This is a genomic window from Mycobacterium sp. IS-1264 (genome assembly GCF_001954195.1).
Taxonomy (GTDB): Bacteria; Actinomycetota; Actinomycetes; order Mycobacteriales; family Mycobacteriaceae; genus Mycobacterium.
Genome location: NZ_MBES01000076.1, coordinates 49,590 through 65,270 on the forward strand (window position 1 = coordinate 49,590; position 15,681 = coordinate 65,270).

Genomic DNA, 15,681 nt, shown 5'->3' on the forward strand with positions numbered 1-15,681 from the left:
GTGCTTAGGTCGCGTCGGTGTCGAACGGCGTGTGACCGGGAACCTGCGGCTGCGCCGCCGGCGAGGAAGGCTCCGCCGGCTTCGCGGGCGCGCCGTTCACCGGGCGCTCGAAATTGCCGGTGAGGAAAGAATCGTCGCCGTCGAGCAGGTGTTTGGTGAGCGCGGCGCGGGGTGTCATGCCGCGTAGCCGCTGCAGCTCGCTCAGCGGGGCACGCAGATCGTCGAACTCGGGTCCCAGGTCCTGACGCAGCTGGCTGGTCATGCCGCCGAGGTAGTCGCGGGCCTGCCGCAGCGCGTTGGACGTCCACCGGATCGCGCCCGGCAGCCGCTCCGGTCCCAGGATCACCAACCCGACCACGACGAGGACGAGGATGTGCTCCCAGCTCAGGTTCGCGAACACCTAGCCGTTATCCCCGTCCGGTTTCACGGTCAGCGTGACGTGCCGACCGTCGCGGACCACCTCGACCGGGGAGTCCTGCCCGACGTTGAGCTGCCTCACCGCGACGACGAACTCGTCGGCGTCGGCGACCTTGCGGTTGCCGACCTTGACGATCACGTCGTTCTCCAGGATCCCGCCCTTCTGCGCGGGGCTGCCCGCCTTGACGTTGGCGACCTGGGCGCCGGACGCGATCGCGTTGCTCACCGACCGGGTGCTGACCCCGAGCGTCGGATGCACGATCTTGCCGTCCTTGATCAGGGTCTGGGCGACCTCTCTGGCCTCGTCGATCGGGATCGCAAAGCCCAGCCCACTTGCGCTGTCCGACAACGACTTACCCGCGGTGTCGATGCCGATCACCTGGGAATCCATGTCGATCAGTGGGCCGCCGGAGTTGCCGTGGTTGATCGAGGCGTCGGTCTGGATGGCGTCGATGACGGTATCGGTGTCAGAGCCCTCCCCCGACAACGGCACAGGACGGTGCAGCGCGCTGACGATGCCGTGCGTCACGGTGCTGCGCAGCCCCAGCGGCGAACCCGCGGCAAGGACCTCGTCGCCGACGCGCACCTTGTCCGAATCGCCGAGCCGGGCCACGGCCAGGTTGTCGACGTTGTCGACCTTGAGGACGGCCAGGTCGGTCTTGGGGTCGCGCCCGACGAGGTTGGCGGGCACTTCCTTGCCGTCGTTGAACACCACCGTGGTCTTGAACTGGCTCGGGTTGTTGGCAGCCTCGGAAATCACGTGGTTGTTGGTGACGATGTAGCCACGACCGTCGATGACGACGCCGGAGCCCTGCATGCCCTCCTGGTCGCTCTTCGACTCGATGGTCACCACGGAATCCGCGGTCGCGGCGGCCACCTTCGCGAACCGGCCCGCCGGTCCTTCGTTGTTGCCCGGGGTCGACAGCGTCACCTTCGAGGTGGTGAACGCCTCGACGACTTCGGCCGTCTTGCGGCCGACCACCCCGCCGATCAGCCCGATCACCAGCGCGATCAGCACCAGCACGGCCAGCGCCAGGTAGGACACCCTGCCGCCGAACAGCACGTCGCGCACGCCCAGCTTGCCGCCGTAGCCAAGCGCGGAGTGCGGTGCCGGCGGGGTGACCGCGGGGGTCCCAAGCGCGGCCGCGGCCGCGGGGTCTCGCCATGGATCGTCGAGCTCGTCCGGCCCGGCGCCGTCGGTCTCGGCCGTCAGCGCACCGGCATCGACGGGGTGGCGTTGCAGCGACTCGCCGACCCCGACCGGCCGGCTGAACGCCTCTTCCAAAACGGGGTCGGCCGGTTGATCGTGCGGCGAAAACTCGGACTGTTCCCGGTACTTCTGCGGGCGCACGCGCTCCGCCACGAAGGACCCCTGCTGCCCCGCGGGGCGACCGAACGCCTGCCGCGAGGCGGGGTCGACCGGTGGCCGGGATATGGGGCGCGGCGCGAGGCGGTTGCCGCCGTTACTGCCGCTGTCGTTGCCTTGGTCGGAGGTCACTTGATCCTCTTAAATCCTCGTCTGAGCGCTCGAAAACTGCCTAATACAGGGCCCTTTACCGGGCGAGCACCAGGCACGGCATTGTCCGTGTCCACCCTAGTATCCACGGTTTTCTGATTGCGGGGACTCAAGCTAGGAGCGCTTGCGCCGGTTGCGCGCGTCGCGGTTGGCGAATCCGTCGGGCAGCTGGGATGTGTCGTCGGGCGAACTGTGCGGAATATCGGCCAGCATTCCTAGCAACCCGCTGGGGATGCGGATCGGCTGCGAGTCGCGCAGCGCGCTGCGCGCCCGGCTCTGATCTTCGACTTCGGCCGCGCATTGCGGGCACAGCGAGAGGTGATGGGCGGCCCGCAGATGGGCGTTCATCCGCAGCTCGCCGTCGACGAAGGCCGCGATCGCCTCGACGGACAAATGCTCGGTCGAGCCGAACCGGCGCGGCGCGCCGACGGGCGCATCGCTTTGGGAGGCGAATTGGGCGGGGAGCCAGGAGAACGCGCGGCGGAACACATGTCCTCGCTCGGACATCACCAGCTCCTTTCGCTGCTACGTACCCCTCGAATGTAGCGCGACGAAGCGCCGAACACCCGCCTCGAGACCCCAACGCTGCGCTATTGTCACCGCGCGTCACCGCGCGTGGGCCGACTCGGGCCGCGGGTGACCCGCCGTATTACGCCGACTTGGTGTGCAGCGCACCGCCGTTTTCGTGGTGCGCGGCCAGATAATCGCGCAGCGCCTGACGCCCGCGGTGGATGCGGCTGCGCACGGTGCCCAACTTGACGCCCAGGGTGGCACCGATCTCCTCGTACGACAGACCTTCGATGTCACACAGCACCACCGCGGCACGAAATTCCGGCGGCAGCGAATCCAGGGCGGCCTGCAGGTCGGGCCCGAGCCGCGAGTCGTGGTAGATCTGCTCGGGATTCGGTTCGTCGGCGGGGACCCGGTCGTAATCCTCGGGCAACGCTTCCATCCGGATGCGGGCGCGCCGGCGGACCATGTCGAGGAACAAGTTGGTGGTGATGCGGTGCAGCCAGCCCTCGAAGGTGCCCGGCTGGTAGTTCTGCACCGAGCGGAAGACCCGGATGAACGTCTCCTGCGTCAAGTCCTCGGCGTCATGCTGGTTGCCCGACAGCCGGTAGGCCAGCCGGTAGACGCGGTCGGCATGCTGGCGCACCAGCTCGTCCCACGACGGCATGGTGGCCTTGTCCCCGGTCGCATCGAACACCGCCGTTCCCTGCAACGCGTCGGGCGTTTCCACCCACTCGTCGTCTCGGCACTCCTGCGCGTGAGACATGCTGCTCGGGCTCAAAAGAGTGGTGATGATTGGGTCCTCCGGGTTTGCCCTGGCATCAGGGTCTGATAATTCGTCAGCGGCAACGCGAAGTCGCCACTGTGTATTCCCGGTCCAGTACCCGCCGCGTTCCATAGGCAAACCGTCGCGCATCGGCGTATGCGCGGCATAGGAGCACACTGAGGTTTGCCTGAGAAACCAGATCGTTACCTGCGATACGCAGGGCGTATCCACCGCGCAGTGAGCTTCGTCGCGCCGCGGCGTCCGGGCGTGTCGGCGCCGTCGGCTCACGCGCCCGGCTCAGGCGCGCCTGACCTACTGCACCGCGAATCCGGCATACGCTGCCGGTCATGGACGGTACCGATAACGGCGCGGTGGCCCCCGACCATGCGGCCCCCAGCCGAGCCGAGGCACTTTCCGCGCACGCCGAGGGGTCGATATCGGAAGACGCGATCCTGGCGGGCGCCCGCGAGCGCGCCATGGACATCGGCGCCGGGGCGGTCACGCCCGCGGTCGGTGCGCTGCTGAGCCTGCTGGCCAAGCTGAGCGGCGGCAAGGCCGTCGCCGAAGTGGGCACCGGCGCGGGAGTCAGCGGACTCTGGCTGCTGTCGGGCATGAGCGACGACGGCGTCTTGACCACGATCGACATCGAGCCCGAGTATGTGCGGCTCGCCAAGCAGGCCTTCGCCGAAGCCGGCATCGGGCCGTCGCGCACCAGGCTGATCAGCGGCCGCGCCCAAGAGGTGCTCACCCGGCTCGCCGACCAATCGTATGACATGGTGTTCGTCGACGCCGACCCGATCGACCAGCCCGATTACGTCGTCGAGGGCGTGCGGCTGCTGCGACCCGGCGGCGTCATCGTGGTGCACCGAGCCGGGCTGGGCGGCCGCGCCGGTGATCCCGCCGCGCGCGACGCCGAGGTGGTCGCGGTTCGCGAGGCGGCCCGGTTGATCGCCGAGGACGAGCGGCTCACCCCCGCGCTGGTGCCCCTCGGCGACGGCGTGCTCGCCGCGGTCCGGGACTAACCGCGCCCCTGATTTCTTTACGGATTCCTAACGGCGTACCTCATTGACGTCCGGCTGAACGGCTGTTTAGTGTACTGAACATGCGTTCAGCCGACCTCACCGCCGCCGCCCGGATCCGCGACGCGGCGATCGAGCAGTTCGGTCAGCGCGGCTTCGACGTCGGGCTGCGCGCGATCGCCGAAGCGGCGGGGGTGAGCGCCGCGCTGGTCATCCATCACTTCGGCTCGAAGGACGGCCTGCGCAAGGCGTGCGACGACTTCATCGCCGAAGAGATCCGCGAGACCAAGTCGGAGACGATCCAGTCGAACGACCCGGCCACCTGGTTCGCGCGGCTGGCCGAGATCGAGGAATTCGCCTCGATGACAGCCTACCTGGTGCGCAGCATGCAGACCGGCGGCGACCTGGCGAAGATGTTGTGGCAGCGAATGATTGACAACGCCGAAGAGTACATGGAAGAGGGCGTGCGAGCCGGCACGGTCAAGCCCAGCCGTGACCCTAAGGCCAGGGCAAAATATCTCGGCATCACCGGAGGCGGCAGCCTCCTGCTCTACATCCAAATGCACGACACGCCAACCGATCTTCGTGCGGTCCTGCGCGACTACGCCCGGGACATGATCCTGCCGGCCCTCGAGATCTACACCGAGGGCCTGATGGTCGATCGCACCATGTATGACGCATTTCTGGCCGCAGATGATCAAGGAGAATCACATGGCAGCTGAAAACACACCCATCGAAATCCGGGATCTGACAAAGAATTTCGGAGCCGTGCGAGCGCTGGCCGGCCTGAACCTGACGGTGCGCGCGGGAGAGGTGCACGGATTCCTCGGACCCAACGGCGCCGGGAAGTCCACCACCATCCGCATCCTGCTGGGCCTGGTGAAGGCCGACAGCGGAACCGTGCGGTTGCTGGGCGGCGACCCGTGGACCGATGCCGTCGAGTTGCACCGCCAGATCGCTTACGTGCCGGGCGATGTCACGCTGTGGCCCTCACTGACCGGCGGCGAAACGATCGACCTGCTGGCCCGAATGCGCGGCGGAATCGATGACAAACGCCGCGACGAGCTGATCGAGCGCTTCGACCTCGACCCGCACAAGAAGGCGCGCACGTACTCGAAGGGCAACCGCCAAAAGGTCTCCCTGATTTCGGCTTTCTCGTCGCGGGCCGGGCTGCTGCTATTGGATGAACCCAGCAGCGGGCTGGACCCGTTGATGGAGAACGTATTTCAGCAGTGCGTCGCCGAGGCCCGCGACCGCGGTGTGACGGTATTGCTGTCCAGCCACATCCTGGCCGAAACCGAGGCGCTGTGCGAACGGGTGACCATCATTCGGGCCGGCAGGACCATCGAGAGCGGTTCGCTGGACTCGATGCGCCATCTCAGCCGCACCTCGATCAAGGCCGAAATGACCGGTGATCCCGGTGATCTCACTCGGATCAAGGGCGTCGAGGACATCAGCATCGACGGCAATACGTTGCGTGCCCAGGTCGACAGCGAAAGCCTGGGAGAACTCATCCGGGTGCTCGGCGACGCCGGCGTGCGCAGCCTCGTCAGTCAGCCGCCGACCCTCGAAGAGCTCTTCCTGCGCCACTACGACACGGCCGGCGACTGCCAGCGCGAACGCAGCGGAAGGAAGGTTTCGGCGCTATGAGCACCACGGTTCTGGAGCGGCCACGCCCCTCGGCGCACCCTGGGCCGCAACGCAGTTCGAATTTCTCCGGAGCGCTTGGGATGCTGCGCCTGTATTTGCGCCGCGACCGGATCTCGTTGCCGCTGTGGGTCCTGCTGCTGTCGCTCCCCTTGGCGACGGTGTACATCGGCAGCATCGAAAAGGTCTACCCCACCCAGGCCGGCCGCGCCGGATTTGCGGCCTCCATCATGGCCAGCCCGGCCCAGCGTGCGCTCTACGGTCAGATCTACAACGACAGCCTTGGGGCAGTTGGCATTTGGAAAGCGGGCATGTTTCATGTGCTGATCGCGGTGGCCGTCATCCTGACGGTCATCCGGCACACCCGCGCCGACGAGGAGACGGGCCGGACCGAGCTGATGGACTCGACGGCGGTCGGCCGCTACGCCAGCCTCACCGCGGCACTGATGTTGTCGTTCGGGGCGTCGATCGCGACCGGCGCGATCGGCGCGGCGGGATTGCTCAGCACCGACGTCCCGCGCGGCGGGTCATTGGCTTTCGGGGCGGCGCTGGCCGGCTCCGGCGTGGTCTTCACCGCCGTGGCGGGGGTGGCCGCGCAGCTATCGCCGAGCGCGCGATTCGCCCGCGGTGTCGCGTTCACGGTGTTGGCGGCGGCGTTCACGCTGCGCGCCATCGGCGATGCCGGCTCCGGCACGCTGTCGTGGCTCTCGCCGCTGGGCTGGTCGCTGCAGGTTCGGCCCTATGCGGGCGAGCGCTGGTGGGTGCTGTTGCTGCACCTGGCGACAGCGGCCGCGCTCACGGCGGTGGCGTATCGGCTGCTGGCCGGCCGCGACGTCGGCGCAGGGCTCGTCGCCGAACGCGCCGGCCCGGGTAGGGCCGCGCCGGGTCTGGGCAACGTCTTCGGGTTGGCCTGGCGGCTGGACCGCGGCGCCCTAGTCCTGTGGACCGTGGGCCTGTGCCTGTACGGCCTGGTGATGGGCAGCGTGGTGCACGGCATCGGCGACCAACTGGGCGACAGCACCGTCGCGCGCGACATCGTCGCGCGGATGGGCGGCACCAGCGTCCTGGAGGAGGCGTTCATCGCGGTGGCGTTCGCGATGCTGGGCATGGCGGCGGCCGCCTTCGCCGTCTCGCTCACCTTGCGCCTGCACCAGGAGGAATCCGCCCAGCGAGCCGAGACCACCCTGGCCGGTGCGGTGTCGCGCACCCGTTGGCTGGCCAGCCATCTGATCGCCGCGCTGGGCGGCTCCGCGTTCGCGATGCTGGCCTGCGGCGTGGTGGCCGGACTCGTGTACGGCGCCGCGGCCGGCGACGTCGGCGGCAAGTTGGCGACCGTCGTCGCAACCGCGGCGGTGCAACTGCCCGCGGTCTGGCTGCTGGCCGCCGTAACGGTCGCATTGTTCGGTCTCGCACCGCGATTCACGCCGGTGGCGTGGGGCGTGCTGGTCGGATTCGTCGCCCTGTACCTGATCGGTTCGCTTGCGGGCTTCGGGCAGTGGGTGCTCGATCTCGAACCGTTCGCCCACATTCCGCGGGTCGGCAGCGACTTCACCGCCGTGCCGCTGCTGTGGCTGCTGGCTATCGACGCGGCACTGATCGTCGTGGGAGCCATCGCTTTTCGACGGCGTGATCTACGGCAGTAGGGAGGACACCATCGTGAAAACCGCTGTTAAGTTAGTGGTTTCGAGCATTATCGGGCTTGCCGTCCTGGGCTTTATCCTGTTCTATCCGGCGGGCACGTTCGACTATTGGCAGGCGTGGGTTTTCATCGCGATCTTCACGATTGCGACGCTCGTCCCGAGCGCGTATCTGGCCCGGACGAACCCGGCGGCCCTGCGGCGGCGCATGCACGGCGGGCCGCTGGCCGAAGCCAGGACGGTTCAGAAGTTCGTCATCATCCTGGCCTTTGCCGGACTCTTCGGGATGATCGCGTTGAGCGCGCTCGACCACCGGATGGGTTGGTCATCGGTGCCGGCGGTGGTGTGCGTCCTCGGCGACGTCCTGGTGGTAACGGGCCTGACGGTGGCCATGTTCGTGGTGATCCAGAACAGTTACGCGGCCGCCACGGTCCGGGTGGAGGAAGGTCAGAAGTTGGCCTCCCGTGGCCTGTACAAACTGGTGCGACACCCGATGTACACCGGAAACGTGATCTTGATGGTGGGCATCCCCCTGTCGCTGGGTTCCTACTGGGGGCTGTTGGGTCTCACCGTCGGCCTCCTGGCACTCGTCCTGCGCATCCTCGACGAGGAAAAGCTGCTCACCCAGCAATTGGCGGGATACCGCGAGTACACGCAGCGGGTGCGCTATCGGTTGATACCGAATGTCTGGTAGCGGGCCTATGGTATGGCCGTGGCCCGCAATCCGGCACCTGCACTCGACCGGCCGTGGCGGCGTCCCGGCGCCCTGCGATACGCGCTCCGCCGCCTGCGCGGCATCGCAAAACCGCCGGTAACCGTCACCGATCCACCGCAAGACCTCGTCGTCGACACCGACCTCGAGGTGCCGACCCGTGACGGAACAGTGTTGCGGATCAACGTCTTCCGGCATTCCGACGTCACCCGCCCGGTCATCCTCAGCATCCATCCGTACGGCAAGGACAACCTGCCGAAGCGGCGCGGCAACAAGTGGACGTTCCCCATGCAGTACCGGATGCTGCGCCAGCCGACGCCGGTGCGCTTCTCGGCCCTGACGGGCTGGGAGGCGCCCGATCCGAGTTGGTGGACCGCGCAGGGCTTCACCGTCGTCAACGCCGACTCGCGCGGCTGCGGCCATTCCGACGGCACCGGAAAGGTGCTCTCGCGCCAGGAAGCCGAGGACACCTACGACCTCGTGCAGTGGATCGCCGGCCAGCCTTGGTGCGACGGCAACGTCGTGATGCTCGGCGTGTCCTACTTGGCCATAAGCCAGTACGCCGTCGCCGCGCTGCGGCCGCCCGCGCTGCGGGCGATCTGTCCGTGGGAAGGGTTCACCGACGCGTATCGCGACCTGACGTACCCGGGCGGTGTGCGGGAGTGCGGCTTCACCCGGATGTGGTCGCGCAACCTGTCCCGCGATACGCGGCAGACCTATGCTCTGGTGTCGATGCAGGACGAGCATCCCCTGCGCGACGATTTCTGGCGCTCGCTGACGCCAGACCTGTCGGCCATCACGGTTCCGATGCTGGTCTGCGGCAGCTTTTCCGACAACAACCTGCACTCGCGCGGCTCGGTCCGGGCCTTCATGCAGGCCGGCTCCGCCCACGCCCGCCTCTACACCCATCGCGGCGGCAAATGGGCGACGTTCTACTCCGAGGACGCACGGGCCGAGCAGCTGAATTTCTTCCGCGGCGTGCTGGACGGCGCGCCCGCTTCGCGCAGCGTTCGTCTCGAGGTGCGCGAGGATCGCGACGCCATCGCCGCAGTGCGCGAAGAAGCCGCCTGGCCGCTCGCCCGAACCCGTTGGCGGCCTTTATATCTGGGATCGGCCGGGCTGCTGGCAACGGAGCGGCCGGCGGAGGAGGGCCGCCTCGCGTTCGAAACTCTTTCCCGCGCAGCGTCATTCAGCTACACCTTCCCAGCCCAGACCGAGCTGACCGGTCCGATGGTCGCGCGGTTGTGGGTAGAACTGGACGGCTGCGACGACGCGAACCTGTTCGTCGGCGTCGAGAAGTGGCGAGACGGACGGTTCGTCGAATTCGAGGGGTCCTACGGCTACGGCCGCGACCGCGTCACCACGGGCTGGCAGCGCGTCGCGCTGCGGGCCCTGGACCCCGAGCTCTCGCGGCCCTGGGAGCCGGTCGCGACATGCACCGAGCCGCGGCCGCTGTCGGCCGGCGAGGTGGTCGCCGTCGATGTCGCACTGGGCCCGTCGGCGACGCTGTTTCGCGCCGGCGAGCAGCTGCGGCTGGTCGTCGCGGGGCGCTGGCTGTGGCCGCGCAATCCGCTCGTCGGTCAGATGCCGGCGGCCTACCGGAACTCACCGCGCGGCCGGGTCGCCCTGCACTGGGGCCCGCGTCACGACGCGCATCTGCTGATCCCGGAGATTCCCGGGCAGTGAGCTAGACCCAGACGCCCTTGCCGACCGCGACGACGCCGCCGGCGCTGATCGCGAACCGCTCGCGGTCCTTTTCCAGGTCGACGCCGACCATCTCGCCGGGCCCGATGACGACGTTCTTGTCCAGGATTGCGTGGCGCACCACGGCGCCGCGGCCGACCCGGGTGCCCGGCATGATCACGCTGCCCTCGACGATCGCGCCGTCGTCGACCACGACGTTCGACGACAACACCGAGTTGCGCACCGACGCCGCCGAGATGATGCTGCCGGCGCCGACGACCGACTCCTGCGCCGAGCCGCCGTTGACGAACTTCGCCGGTGCCAGGTTCTCCGTCGCCCCGCGGATGGGCCAGCGCCGGTTGTACAAATTGAACACCGGGTGCACCGACACCAGGTCCATGTGCGCGTCGTAGAACGCGTCCAGCGTCCCGACATCCCGCCAATAGGCCCGGTCCCGGTCGGTGGCCCCGGGCACCTCGTTGTCGGAGAAGTCGTACACCGCCGCTATCCCGTCGTCCACCAGCCGCGGGACGATGTCGCCACCCATGTCGTGGTCGGAGTGGTCGTCGTCGGCGTCGGCGCGAATCGCGTCGATGAGCACCTTGGTGGTGAAGATGTAATTGCCCATCGACACGAACGTCGTATCCGGATCGTCCGGAGTGCCCGGCGGGTCCAGCGGCTTCTCCACGAAGGCGCGGATCCGGCCGGAGTCGTCGGCGTCGATGCAACCGAACGCGGTGGCTTCGGCGCGCGGTACCCGGATGCCGGCCACGGTTGCGCCGGCGCCGCTGTCGATGTGGAACCGCACCATCTGCTCGGGATCCATCCGGTACACGTGGTCGGCGCCGAAAACCACGATGTAGTCCGGGTCTTCGTCGTAGATGAGGTTGAGCGACTGATAGATCGCGTCGGCGGAGCCGGTGTACCAGCGCGGGCCCAGGCGCTGCTGCGCCGGCACGGGGGTGATGTACTCACCGGCCAGGCCGGACAGCCGCCAGTTCTGCGATATGTGGCGGTCCAGTGAATGCGACTTGTATTGGGTGAGAACGCAGACCCTCAGATAGCGGGCGTTGACGAGATTGGAGAGCACGAAGTCGATCAGCCGGTAGGCGCCACCGAAGGGGACCGCGGGTTTGGCCCTGTCCGCGGTCAGCGGATACAGCCGCTTGCCTTCGCCGCCGGCCAGGACAACACCCAGCACGTGTGGCGCTTCCCTCATGGCTTCAAACCTAACGGCAGCCGCGCGGTGCTGCCAGGGGGAAGCGCCCTATTGCCCTCCCGATCGGGCAGGCCCTGACGGGCTGTCCGTCAAGGTATTTGGGTCGATCGGACCCACGGCGACGGATCGTCCCGCCCGACTCGCGGATGGTGCCGTCAGCGAACTACGGTGCGGAGTATGCGGGTGGCGATGATGACGCGGGAGTACCCACCGGAGGTCTACGGCGGGGCCGGGGTACACGTCACCGAACTGGTCGCACAACTGCGCCGGCTGTGCGCGGTCGACGTGCACTGCATCGGCGCACCGCGTCCCGGCGCCCTTGCCTATCAGCCCGACCCGCGGATCCACGGCGCCAACGCGGCCCTGTCCACCCTGTCCGCCGACCTCGTGATGGCCAACGCGGCCTCGGCGGCCACCGTCGTGCACTCGCACACGTGGTACACCGGCCTGGCCGGCCATCTGGCCGCGCTGCTCTACGACATCCCGCACGTGCTGACCGCGCATTCGCTCGAGCCGCTGCGGCCGTGGAAGGCCGAACAGCTCGGCGGCGGCTATCGGGTGTCGACGTGGGTGGAACACACCGCGGTGCTGGCCGCCGACGCGGTGATCGCGGTCAGCTCCGGCATGCGCGAGGACGTGCTGCGGGTCTACCCGACGCTGGATCCCAGCCTGGTACATGTCATTCGGAGCGGGGTCGACACCGACGTGTGGTATCCGGCCGGGCCGGGGCGCGCCGGGTCGGTGCTGGCCAGCCTCGGCGTCGACCCGAGCCGCCCCAGTGTTGCGTTCGTCGGGCGGATCACCCGGCAGAAGGGCGTGGCTCACCTGCTGGCGGCCGCGCATCGCTTCAGCCCCGACGTGCAGTTGGTGCTGTGCGCCGGCGCTCCCGACACCCCGGAGATCGCCGACGAGATTCGCTCGGCCGTGGCCGCTTTGGCCCGCACTCGCACCGGGGTGTTCTGGATTCGGGAAATGCTGCCCCTCGGGCAGCTACGTGAAATACTTTCGGCAGCAACTGTTTTCGTGTGTCCCTCGGTCTACGAGCCGTTGGGCATCGTCAACCTGGAGGCGATGGCCTGCGGCACCGCGGTGGTGGCCTCCGATGTCGGCGGGATACCCGAGGTGGTCGTCGACGGGGTCACCGGATCGCTGGTGCATTACGACCCCGACGACGCGGGCGGTTACCAGGCCGGGTTGGCCGAAGCGGTCAATGCGTTGGTCGCCGACCCGGAACGGGCGAAGCGCTACGGCCGCGCGGGGCGGCAGCGCTGCATCGAGGAATTTTCCTGGGCCCGCGTCGCTGAGCAAACGCTGGACATCTACCGGAAGGTGGGTGCATGACTCCGCCCGGCAGCCTGTAGCGGGTCTAGCTGGTGACGCCCTTGAGTTCGTCGCCCAGGGCGGCGGCCTCGTCGGGCGTCAACTCGACGACAAGGCGGCCACCACCCTCAAGTGGTACCCGCATTACGATGCCGCGCCCCTCCTTGGTTGCTTCCAGAGGACCGTCGCCGGTCCGGGGCTTCATCGCCGCCATCGAATGCTCCCTCCAAGTTCGAGCTGACCCGCCTTCGCGGACCGGGTCGGCGCCGAGCACGCCCCGCCAGTGGATTTCCAGCCATACCCGACATTGAACTGCCAAATCACTCCCCCATTGTTCCCTATTCGGGTCGGCAGTTACACAAAGACCCGGCTCTGGCACGTCACCGGCCTTGCGCGGGCACCCAGCAAGCACGGATATGGTCGTCCACCATGCCGGTCGCCTGCATCAGCGCATAGGCGGTGGTCGGCCCGACGAAGCGGAACCCGCGGCGTTTGAGCTCGCGCGCCATCGCCTTCGATTCGTCGCTGGCCGAGGGGATTTCAGACGCGTCGGCGGGCCGGGGTCGCTGCGGCGGCGCGAACGACCACAGCAGCTCGGAAAGGTCCTCGGGAGAGCCAAGGTCGGCCGCGGCGCGTGCATTGGCGATCGTCGCGTCGATCTTGGCGCGGTTTCGGACGATGCCGGAGTCGGCCATCAGCCGCTCCACGTCGGCGTCGGTGTAGCGGGCGATCTTCTCGACGTCGAACCCGGAGAAGGCGCGCCGGAAATTGTCCCGTTTGCGCAGGATGATCAGCCACGACAGACCGCTCTGGAAGGCTTCCAGGCTCATCCGTTCGAACAACGCCACCCCGTCGCGGGTTGGGCGGCCCCACTCCTGGTCGTGGTAGTCGCGGTACAGCTCGAAGTCGGCTCCGGGTCGAAGGTCCGCCCAGCCGCAGCGAACCAGATCCTGATCACTCAAGTCGCTCACACAGTGTCCTGACGATCCTCGCCCTCGTCGGGTTCCACGGCGTCGCCTTCGGCCTGTTTCTCCGCGACCTCGGCGGCCGGCGCGGGGTTGGCGGCCGCGAGCTGCCCGCGCAACGCCTCGAGCTCGCGGGCCAGCCGATCGAGCACCCAGTCCACCTCGCTGGTCTTGTAGCCGCGCAACGCCTGCGTGAATTTGACGGCGTCGACGTCGGCGCCCGTAACGCCGTACGCGGGCAGCACCGTCGCGGTCGTCCCGCGCGGCAGGGGCGGCAGCTGCTCACCGCGACCGAACAGCAGGCTGGCGGCGCCGAACAGCACGATCGCCACCAGCACCAGCACGACCAGGTAGAGCAGAACCAATGCCACGGGATCGATATTGCCCTATCGCGCCGACACGGATCAGCGTGGCCGCAACAGATTCATCGGCGGGCGGTCCACCAGCGACACGGGCGAGGTCTGTTCGGTGTAGCCCTCGCCGTCGGCGAAGAACTGGGTCAACCCGGCCCCGGAGTCGGGCAGGCCGCACCGCGCGAACAGGGTCGCGATGACCTGCCGGCTCATTGCACCCAGCTCCGAGAGCGGCCGGTTGCGATGGGCCCGCACGCCGAGATTGACCTGAGCGATCGCGTCCAGGCCCAAGCGGTCGAAGGTGTCGACCAGTAAACCGATCTCGACGCCGTAGCCCGGGGCGAAGGGCAACGACGTCAGCAGCTCCCGGCTGGCCGCGTACTCGCCACCGAGTGGCTGCAGCACGCCGCCCAACTCCGGTCGCAGGGCCGCCAACAACGGCCGGGCCACCAGCTCGGTGACCCGCCCGCCGCCATTTGTGCTGCCGTTCAGCGGTCGCCGGTAGAAGCTCTTGACCAGGTGGATGCCGTCGCCGGTGAGCAGCGGGCCGACCAGCCACGGCACGAACATCGGGTGCGGATTGATCAGGTCGGAGTCGATGAACACCACGATGTCGCCGCTGGTGGCCGCCAGCGAACGCCACAGCGCCTCGCCTTTGCCGGGCCGCGTCGGGATCTCGGGCAGGGCCTGTTCGCGGCTGACCACGCGGGCGCCGGCGGCGATGGCGCGGATCTCGGTGTCGTCGGTCGAGCCGGAGTCCAGCACGATCAGCTCATCGACCAGACCCCCAGAATCCCGGACCAGCGGCGAGATGCTGTCGATCACCGATTCGATGGTGTCTTCCTCGTTGAGCGCGGGCAGCACCACCGAAATCGTCCGACCCGCCTTGGCTGCTTCCAACTCGGCGATGGTCCAGTGCGGGCGGTTCCAGAGCAGTCTGTGGCCGGTGAGATCGCCGGCGATCAGCTCCGATGCGGTCATGCGAGCCCCCTCACGGTGCGCGCCGGCTGGCGCATGCCCTGGATCGAGGCCACCATTTCCAGCACCCGACGGGTGGCCGCGACCTCGTGCACCCGAAACATGCGGGCACCCGCGGCCGCCGCAAGCGCGGTGGCGGCCAGGGTGCCCTCCAGCCGTTCGGTCAATCCCACACCCAGAGTCTCCCCGACGAAGTCCTTGTTGCTCAAAGCCATCAGCACTGGCCACCCGGTCTTAACAAGATCGCCGACGTGACGCAACAATGCCAGCCCGTGGAAGGTGTTCTTGCCGAAATCGTGGGTCGGGTCGATCAGTACCCGATCGCGGGCGACGCCGGCCGCGACTGCCCGCTCGGCGGCCTCGGTGACCTGGCGGATCACGTCGTCGACGACGCCGCGGGTGGTCGTGCCGTAGCTCACCCGGAAGGGACGCGTGCGTGGCTGCGCCCCGCCGGTGTGCGAACAGACCAGGCCGGCGCCGAACTCCGCGGCCACCTCGGCCAGGGCGGGGTCGTGGCCGCCCCAGGTGTCGTTGATCAGATCCGCGCCGGCCGCGCAGGCCACTTTGGCCACTTCCGAACGCCAGGTGTCCACGCTGATCAGCTGGTCGGGGTATTCGTGGCGAAGCCATTCGATGAACGGCACCAGCCGGGCGATCTCGGTGTCGGCATCGACGTTGTCGCCCGGGCCCGCTTTGACGCCGCCGACGTCGATGACATCCGCGCCCTCCTCGACGGCCAGGTGTGCGGCGGCCCTGGCCGCGTCGTCGCTGAAGGCCGCACCCTTGTCGTAGAACGAGTCCGGCGTGCGGTTGACGATCGCCATGATCAGCGGGCGATCCGCGGCGACCGGTCGGCCGCAGAGGGTTGACTGCACACGTACATGGTGCCTGGCCTTGCTCGCGAACGTGCGGCCAGCCGCACGTTGGGCGCCGAGTGTG

General features: G+C 68.3%; 17 protein-coding genes. 7 read left to right on the forward strand and 10 right to left on the reverse strand.

Going from position 1 to position 15,681, the window contains the following annotated elements:
• Positions 1-4 precede the first annotated feature (4 nt).
• The 4 genes from tatB to sigE all read right to left on the reverse strand — a co-directional run bounded on the left by tatB (position 5) and on the right by sigE (position 3,341).
• Positions 5-400 (reverse strand): Sec-independent protein translocase protein TatB, encoded by a 396-nt coding sequence (gene tatB / locus A5744_RS20035; protein WP_076064025.1) that lies wholly within the window; start codon positions 398-400, stop codon positions 5-7.
• Positions 401-1,915: a trypsin-like peptidase domain-containing protein gene (locus A5744_RS20040; RefSeq protein ID WP_076064027.1), complete on the reverse strand. Its 1,515-nt coding sequence runs from the start codon at positions 1,913-1,915 to the stop codon at positions 401-403.
• A 132-nt stretch (positions 1,916-2,047) separates the two neighbouring features.
• Entirely contained in the window at positions 2,048-2,440 is a 393-nt protein-coding gene (rseA, locus tag A5744_RS20045; RefSeq protein ID WP_076064030.1) for an anti-sigma E factor RseA, read from the reverse strand.
• Positions 2,441-2,582: 142 nt separating this feature from the next.
• Positions 2,583-3,341, reverse strand: coding sequence for an RNA polymerase sigma factor SigE (gene sigE / locus A5744_RS20050; RefSeq protein WP_076064032.1), 759 nt, complete (start codon positions 3,339-3,341; stop codon positions 2,583-2,585).
• Positions 3,342-3,556: 215 nt separating this feature from the next.
• Here sigE and A5744_RS20055 point away from each other — a divergent pair, with 215 nt between their 5' ends.
• From A5744_RS20055 to A5744_RS20080, 6 genes are all read left to right on the forward strand, one after another.
• On the forward strand, positions 3,557-4,231 hold the full coding sequence (locus tag A5744_RS20055) for an O-methyltransferase (RefSeq protein ID WP_076064034.1): 675 nt from the start codon (positions 3,557-3,559) through the stop codon (positions 4,229-4,231).
• 80 nt (positions 4,232-4,311) lie between these two features.
• Positions 4,312-4,950, forward strand: a complete 639-nt coding sequence (locus tag A5744_RS20060; protein ID WP_076064036.1) for a TetR family transcriptional regulator — start codon at positions 4,312-4,314, stop codon at positions 4,948-4,950.
• Complete coding sequence (locus A5744_RS20065; RefSeq protein WP_076064070.1) at positions 4,940-5,878, forward strand: ABC transporter ATP-binding protein; 939 nt, start codon at positions 4,940-4,942, stop codon at positions 5,876-5,878. Before A5744_RS20060 ends, A5744_RS20065 begins: the two co-directional genes overlap by 11 nt.
• Complete coding sequence (locus tag A5744_RS20070; RefSeq protein ID WP_139331432.1) at positions 5,875-7,518, forward strand: ABC transporter permease; 1,644 nt, start codon at positions 5,875-5,877, stop codon at positions 7,516-7,518. Before A5744_RS20065 ends, A5744_RS20070 begins: the two co-directional genes overlap by 4 nt.
• Before the next feature lie 13 nt (positions 7,519-7,531).
• Positions 7,532-8,206: an isoprenylcysteine carboxylmethyltransferase family protein gene (locus A5744_RS20075; protein WP_076064071.1), complete on the forward strand. Its 675-nt coding sequence runs from the start codon at positions 7,532-7,534 to the stop codon at positions 8,204-8,206.
• Positions 8,207-8,224: 18 nt separating this feature from the next.
• Entirely contained in the window at positions 8,225-9,910 is a 1,686-nt protein-coding gene (locus A5744_RS20080; protein WP_139331433.1) for a CocE/NonD family hydrolase, read from the forward strand.
• Position 9,911: 1 nt separating this feature from the next.
• Here A5744_RS20080 and glgC read toward each other — a convergent pair whose 3' ends face one another.
• The gene (gene glgC, locus A5744_RS20085) at positions 9,912-11,126 is read right to left on the reverse strand and encodes a glucose-1-phosphate adenylyltransferase (protein ID WP_076064043.1); all 1,215 of its coding nucleotides are present in this window, start codon (positions 11,124-11,126) and stop codon (positions 9,912-9,914) included.
• A gap of 177 nt (positions 11,127-11,303) precedes the next feature.
• Here glgC and glgA point away from each other — a divergent pair, with 177 nt between their 5' ends.
• A complete protein-coding gene (gene glgA, locus A5744_RS20090; RefSeq protein WP_076064046.1) occupies positions 11,304-12,467 on the forward strand; it encodes a glycogen synthase in 1,164 nt (387 codons plus the stop codon).
• A gap of 25 nt (positions 12,468-12,492) precedes the next feature.
• Here glgA and A5744_RS20095 read toward each other — a convergent pair whose 3' ends face one another.
• The 5 genes from A5744_RS20095 to folP all read right to left on the reverse strand — a co-directional run bounded on the left by A5744_RS20095 (position 12,493) and on the right by folP (position 15,566).
• Positions 12,493-12,660 (reverse strand): DUF3117 domain-containing protein, encoded by a 168-nt coding sequence (locus A5744_RS20095; RefSeq protein ID WP_003406247.1) that lies wholly within the window; start codon positions 12,658-12,660, stop codon positions 12,493-12,495.
• A gap of 166 nt (positions 12,661-12,826) precedes the next feature.
• The gene (gene tag / locus A5744_RS20100; RefSeq protein WP_076064073.1) at positions 12,827-13,408 is read right to left on the reverse strand and encodes a DNA-3-methyladenine glycosylase I; all 582 of its coding nucleotides are present in this window, start codon (positions 13,406-13,408) and stop codon (positions 12,827-12,829) included.
• A gap of 5 nt (positions 13,409-13,413) precedes the next feature.
• Positions 13,414-13,782, reverse strand: coding sequence for a DivIVA domain-containing protein (locus tag A5744_RS20105; protein WP_076064048.1), 369 nt, complete (start codon positions 13,780-13,782; stop codon positions 13,414-13,416).
• Between the two features lie 33 nt (positions 13,783-13,815).
• Entirely contained in the window at positions 13,816-14,745 is a 930-nt protein-coding gene (locus A5744_RS20110; RefSeq protein ID WP_076064050.1) for a glucosyl-3-phosphoglycerate synthase, read from the reverse strand.
• The gene (gene folP / locus A5744_RS20115) at positions 14,742-15,566 is read right to left on the reverse strand and encodes a dihydropteroate synthase (RefSeq protein WP_175879750.1); all 825 of its coding nucleotides are present in this window, start codon (positions 15,564-15,566) and stop codon (positions 14,742-14,744) included. The genes A5744_RS20110 and folP overlap by 4 nt, the downstream gene beginning before the upstream one ends.
• Between the last annotated feature and the right edge of the window lie 115 nt (positions 15,567-15,681).

Bases quoted from the DNA above. Each gene is read 5' to 3' on its own strand.
- A5744_RS20060 (WP_076064036.1), top strand. From the start codon at position 4,312: ATGCGTTCAGCCGACCTCACCGCCGCCGCCCGGATCCGCGACGCGGCG.
- rseA (WP_076064030.1), bottom strand. From the start codon at position 2,440: ATGTCCGAGCGAGGACATGTGTTCCGCCGCGCGTTCTCCTGGCTCCCC.
- glgA (WP_076064046.1), top strand. From the start codon at position 11,304: ATGCGGGTGGCGATGATGACGCGGGAGTACCCACCGGAGGTCTACGGC.
- sigE (WP_076064032.1), bottom strand. From the start codon at position 3,341: ATGGAACGCGGCGGGTACTGGACCGGGAATACACAGTGGCGACTTCGC.
- folP (WP_175879750.1), bottom strand. From the start codon at position 15,566: ATGGCGATCGTCAACCGCACGCCGGACTCGTTCTACGACAAGGGTGCG.
- A5744_RS20055 (WP_076064034.1), top strand. From the start codon at position 3,557: ATGGACGGTACCGATAACGGCGCGGTGGCCCCCGACCATGCGGCCCCC.
- A5744_RS20110 (WP_076064050.1), bottom strand. From the start codon at position 14,745: ATGACCGCATCGGAGCTGATCGCCGGCGATCTCACCGGCCACAGACTG.
- A5744_RS20095 (WP_003406247.1), bottom strand. From the start codon at position 12,660: ATGGCGGCGATGAAGCCCCGGACCGGCGACGGTCCTCTGGAAGCAACC.
- A5744_RS20070 (WP_139331432.1), top strand. From the start codon at position 5,875: ATGAGCACCACGGTTCTGGAGCGGCCACGCCCCTCGGCGCACCCTGGG.
- glgC (WP_076064043.1), bottom strand. From the start codon at position 11,126: ATGAGGGAAGCGCCACACGTGCTGGGTGTTGTCCTGGCCGGCGGCGAA.
- A5744_RS20065 (WP_076064070.1), top strand. From the start codon at position 4,940: ATGGCAGCTGAAAACACACCCATCGAAATCCGGGATCTGACAAAGAAT.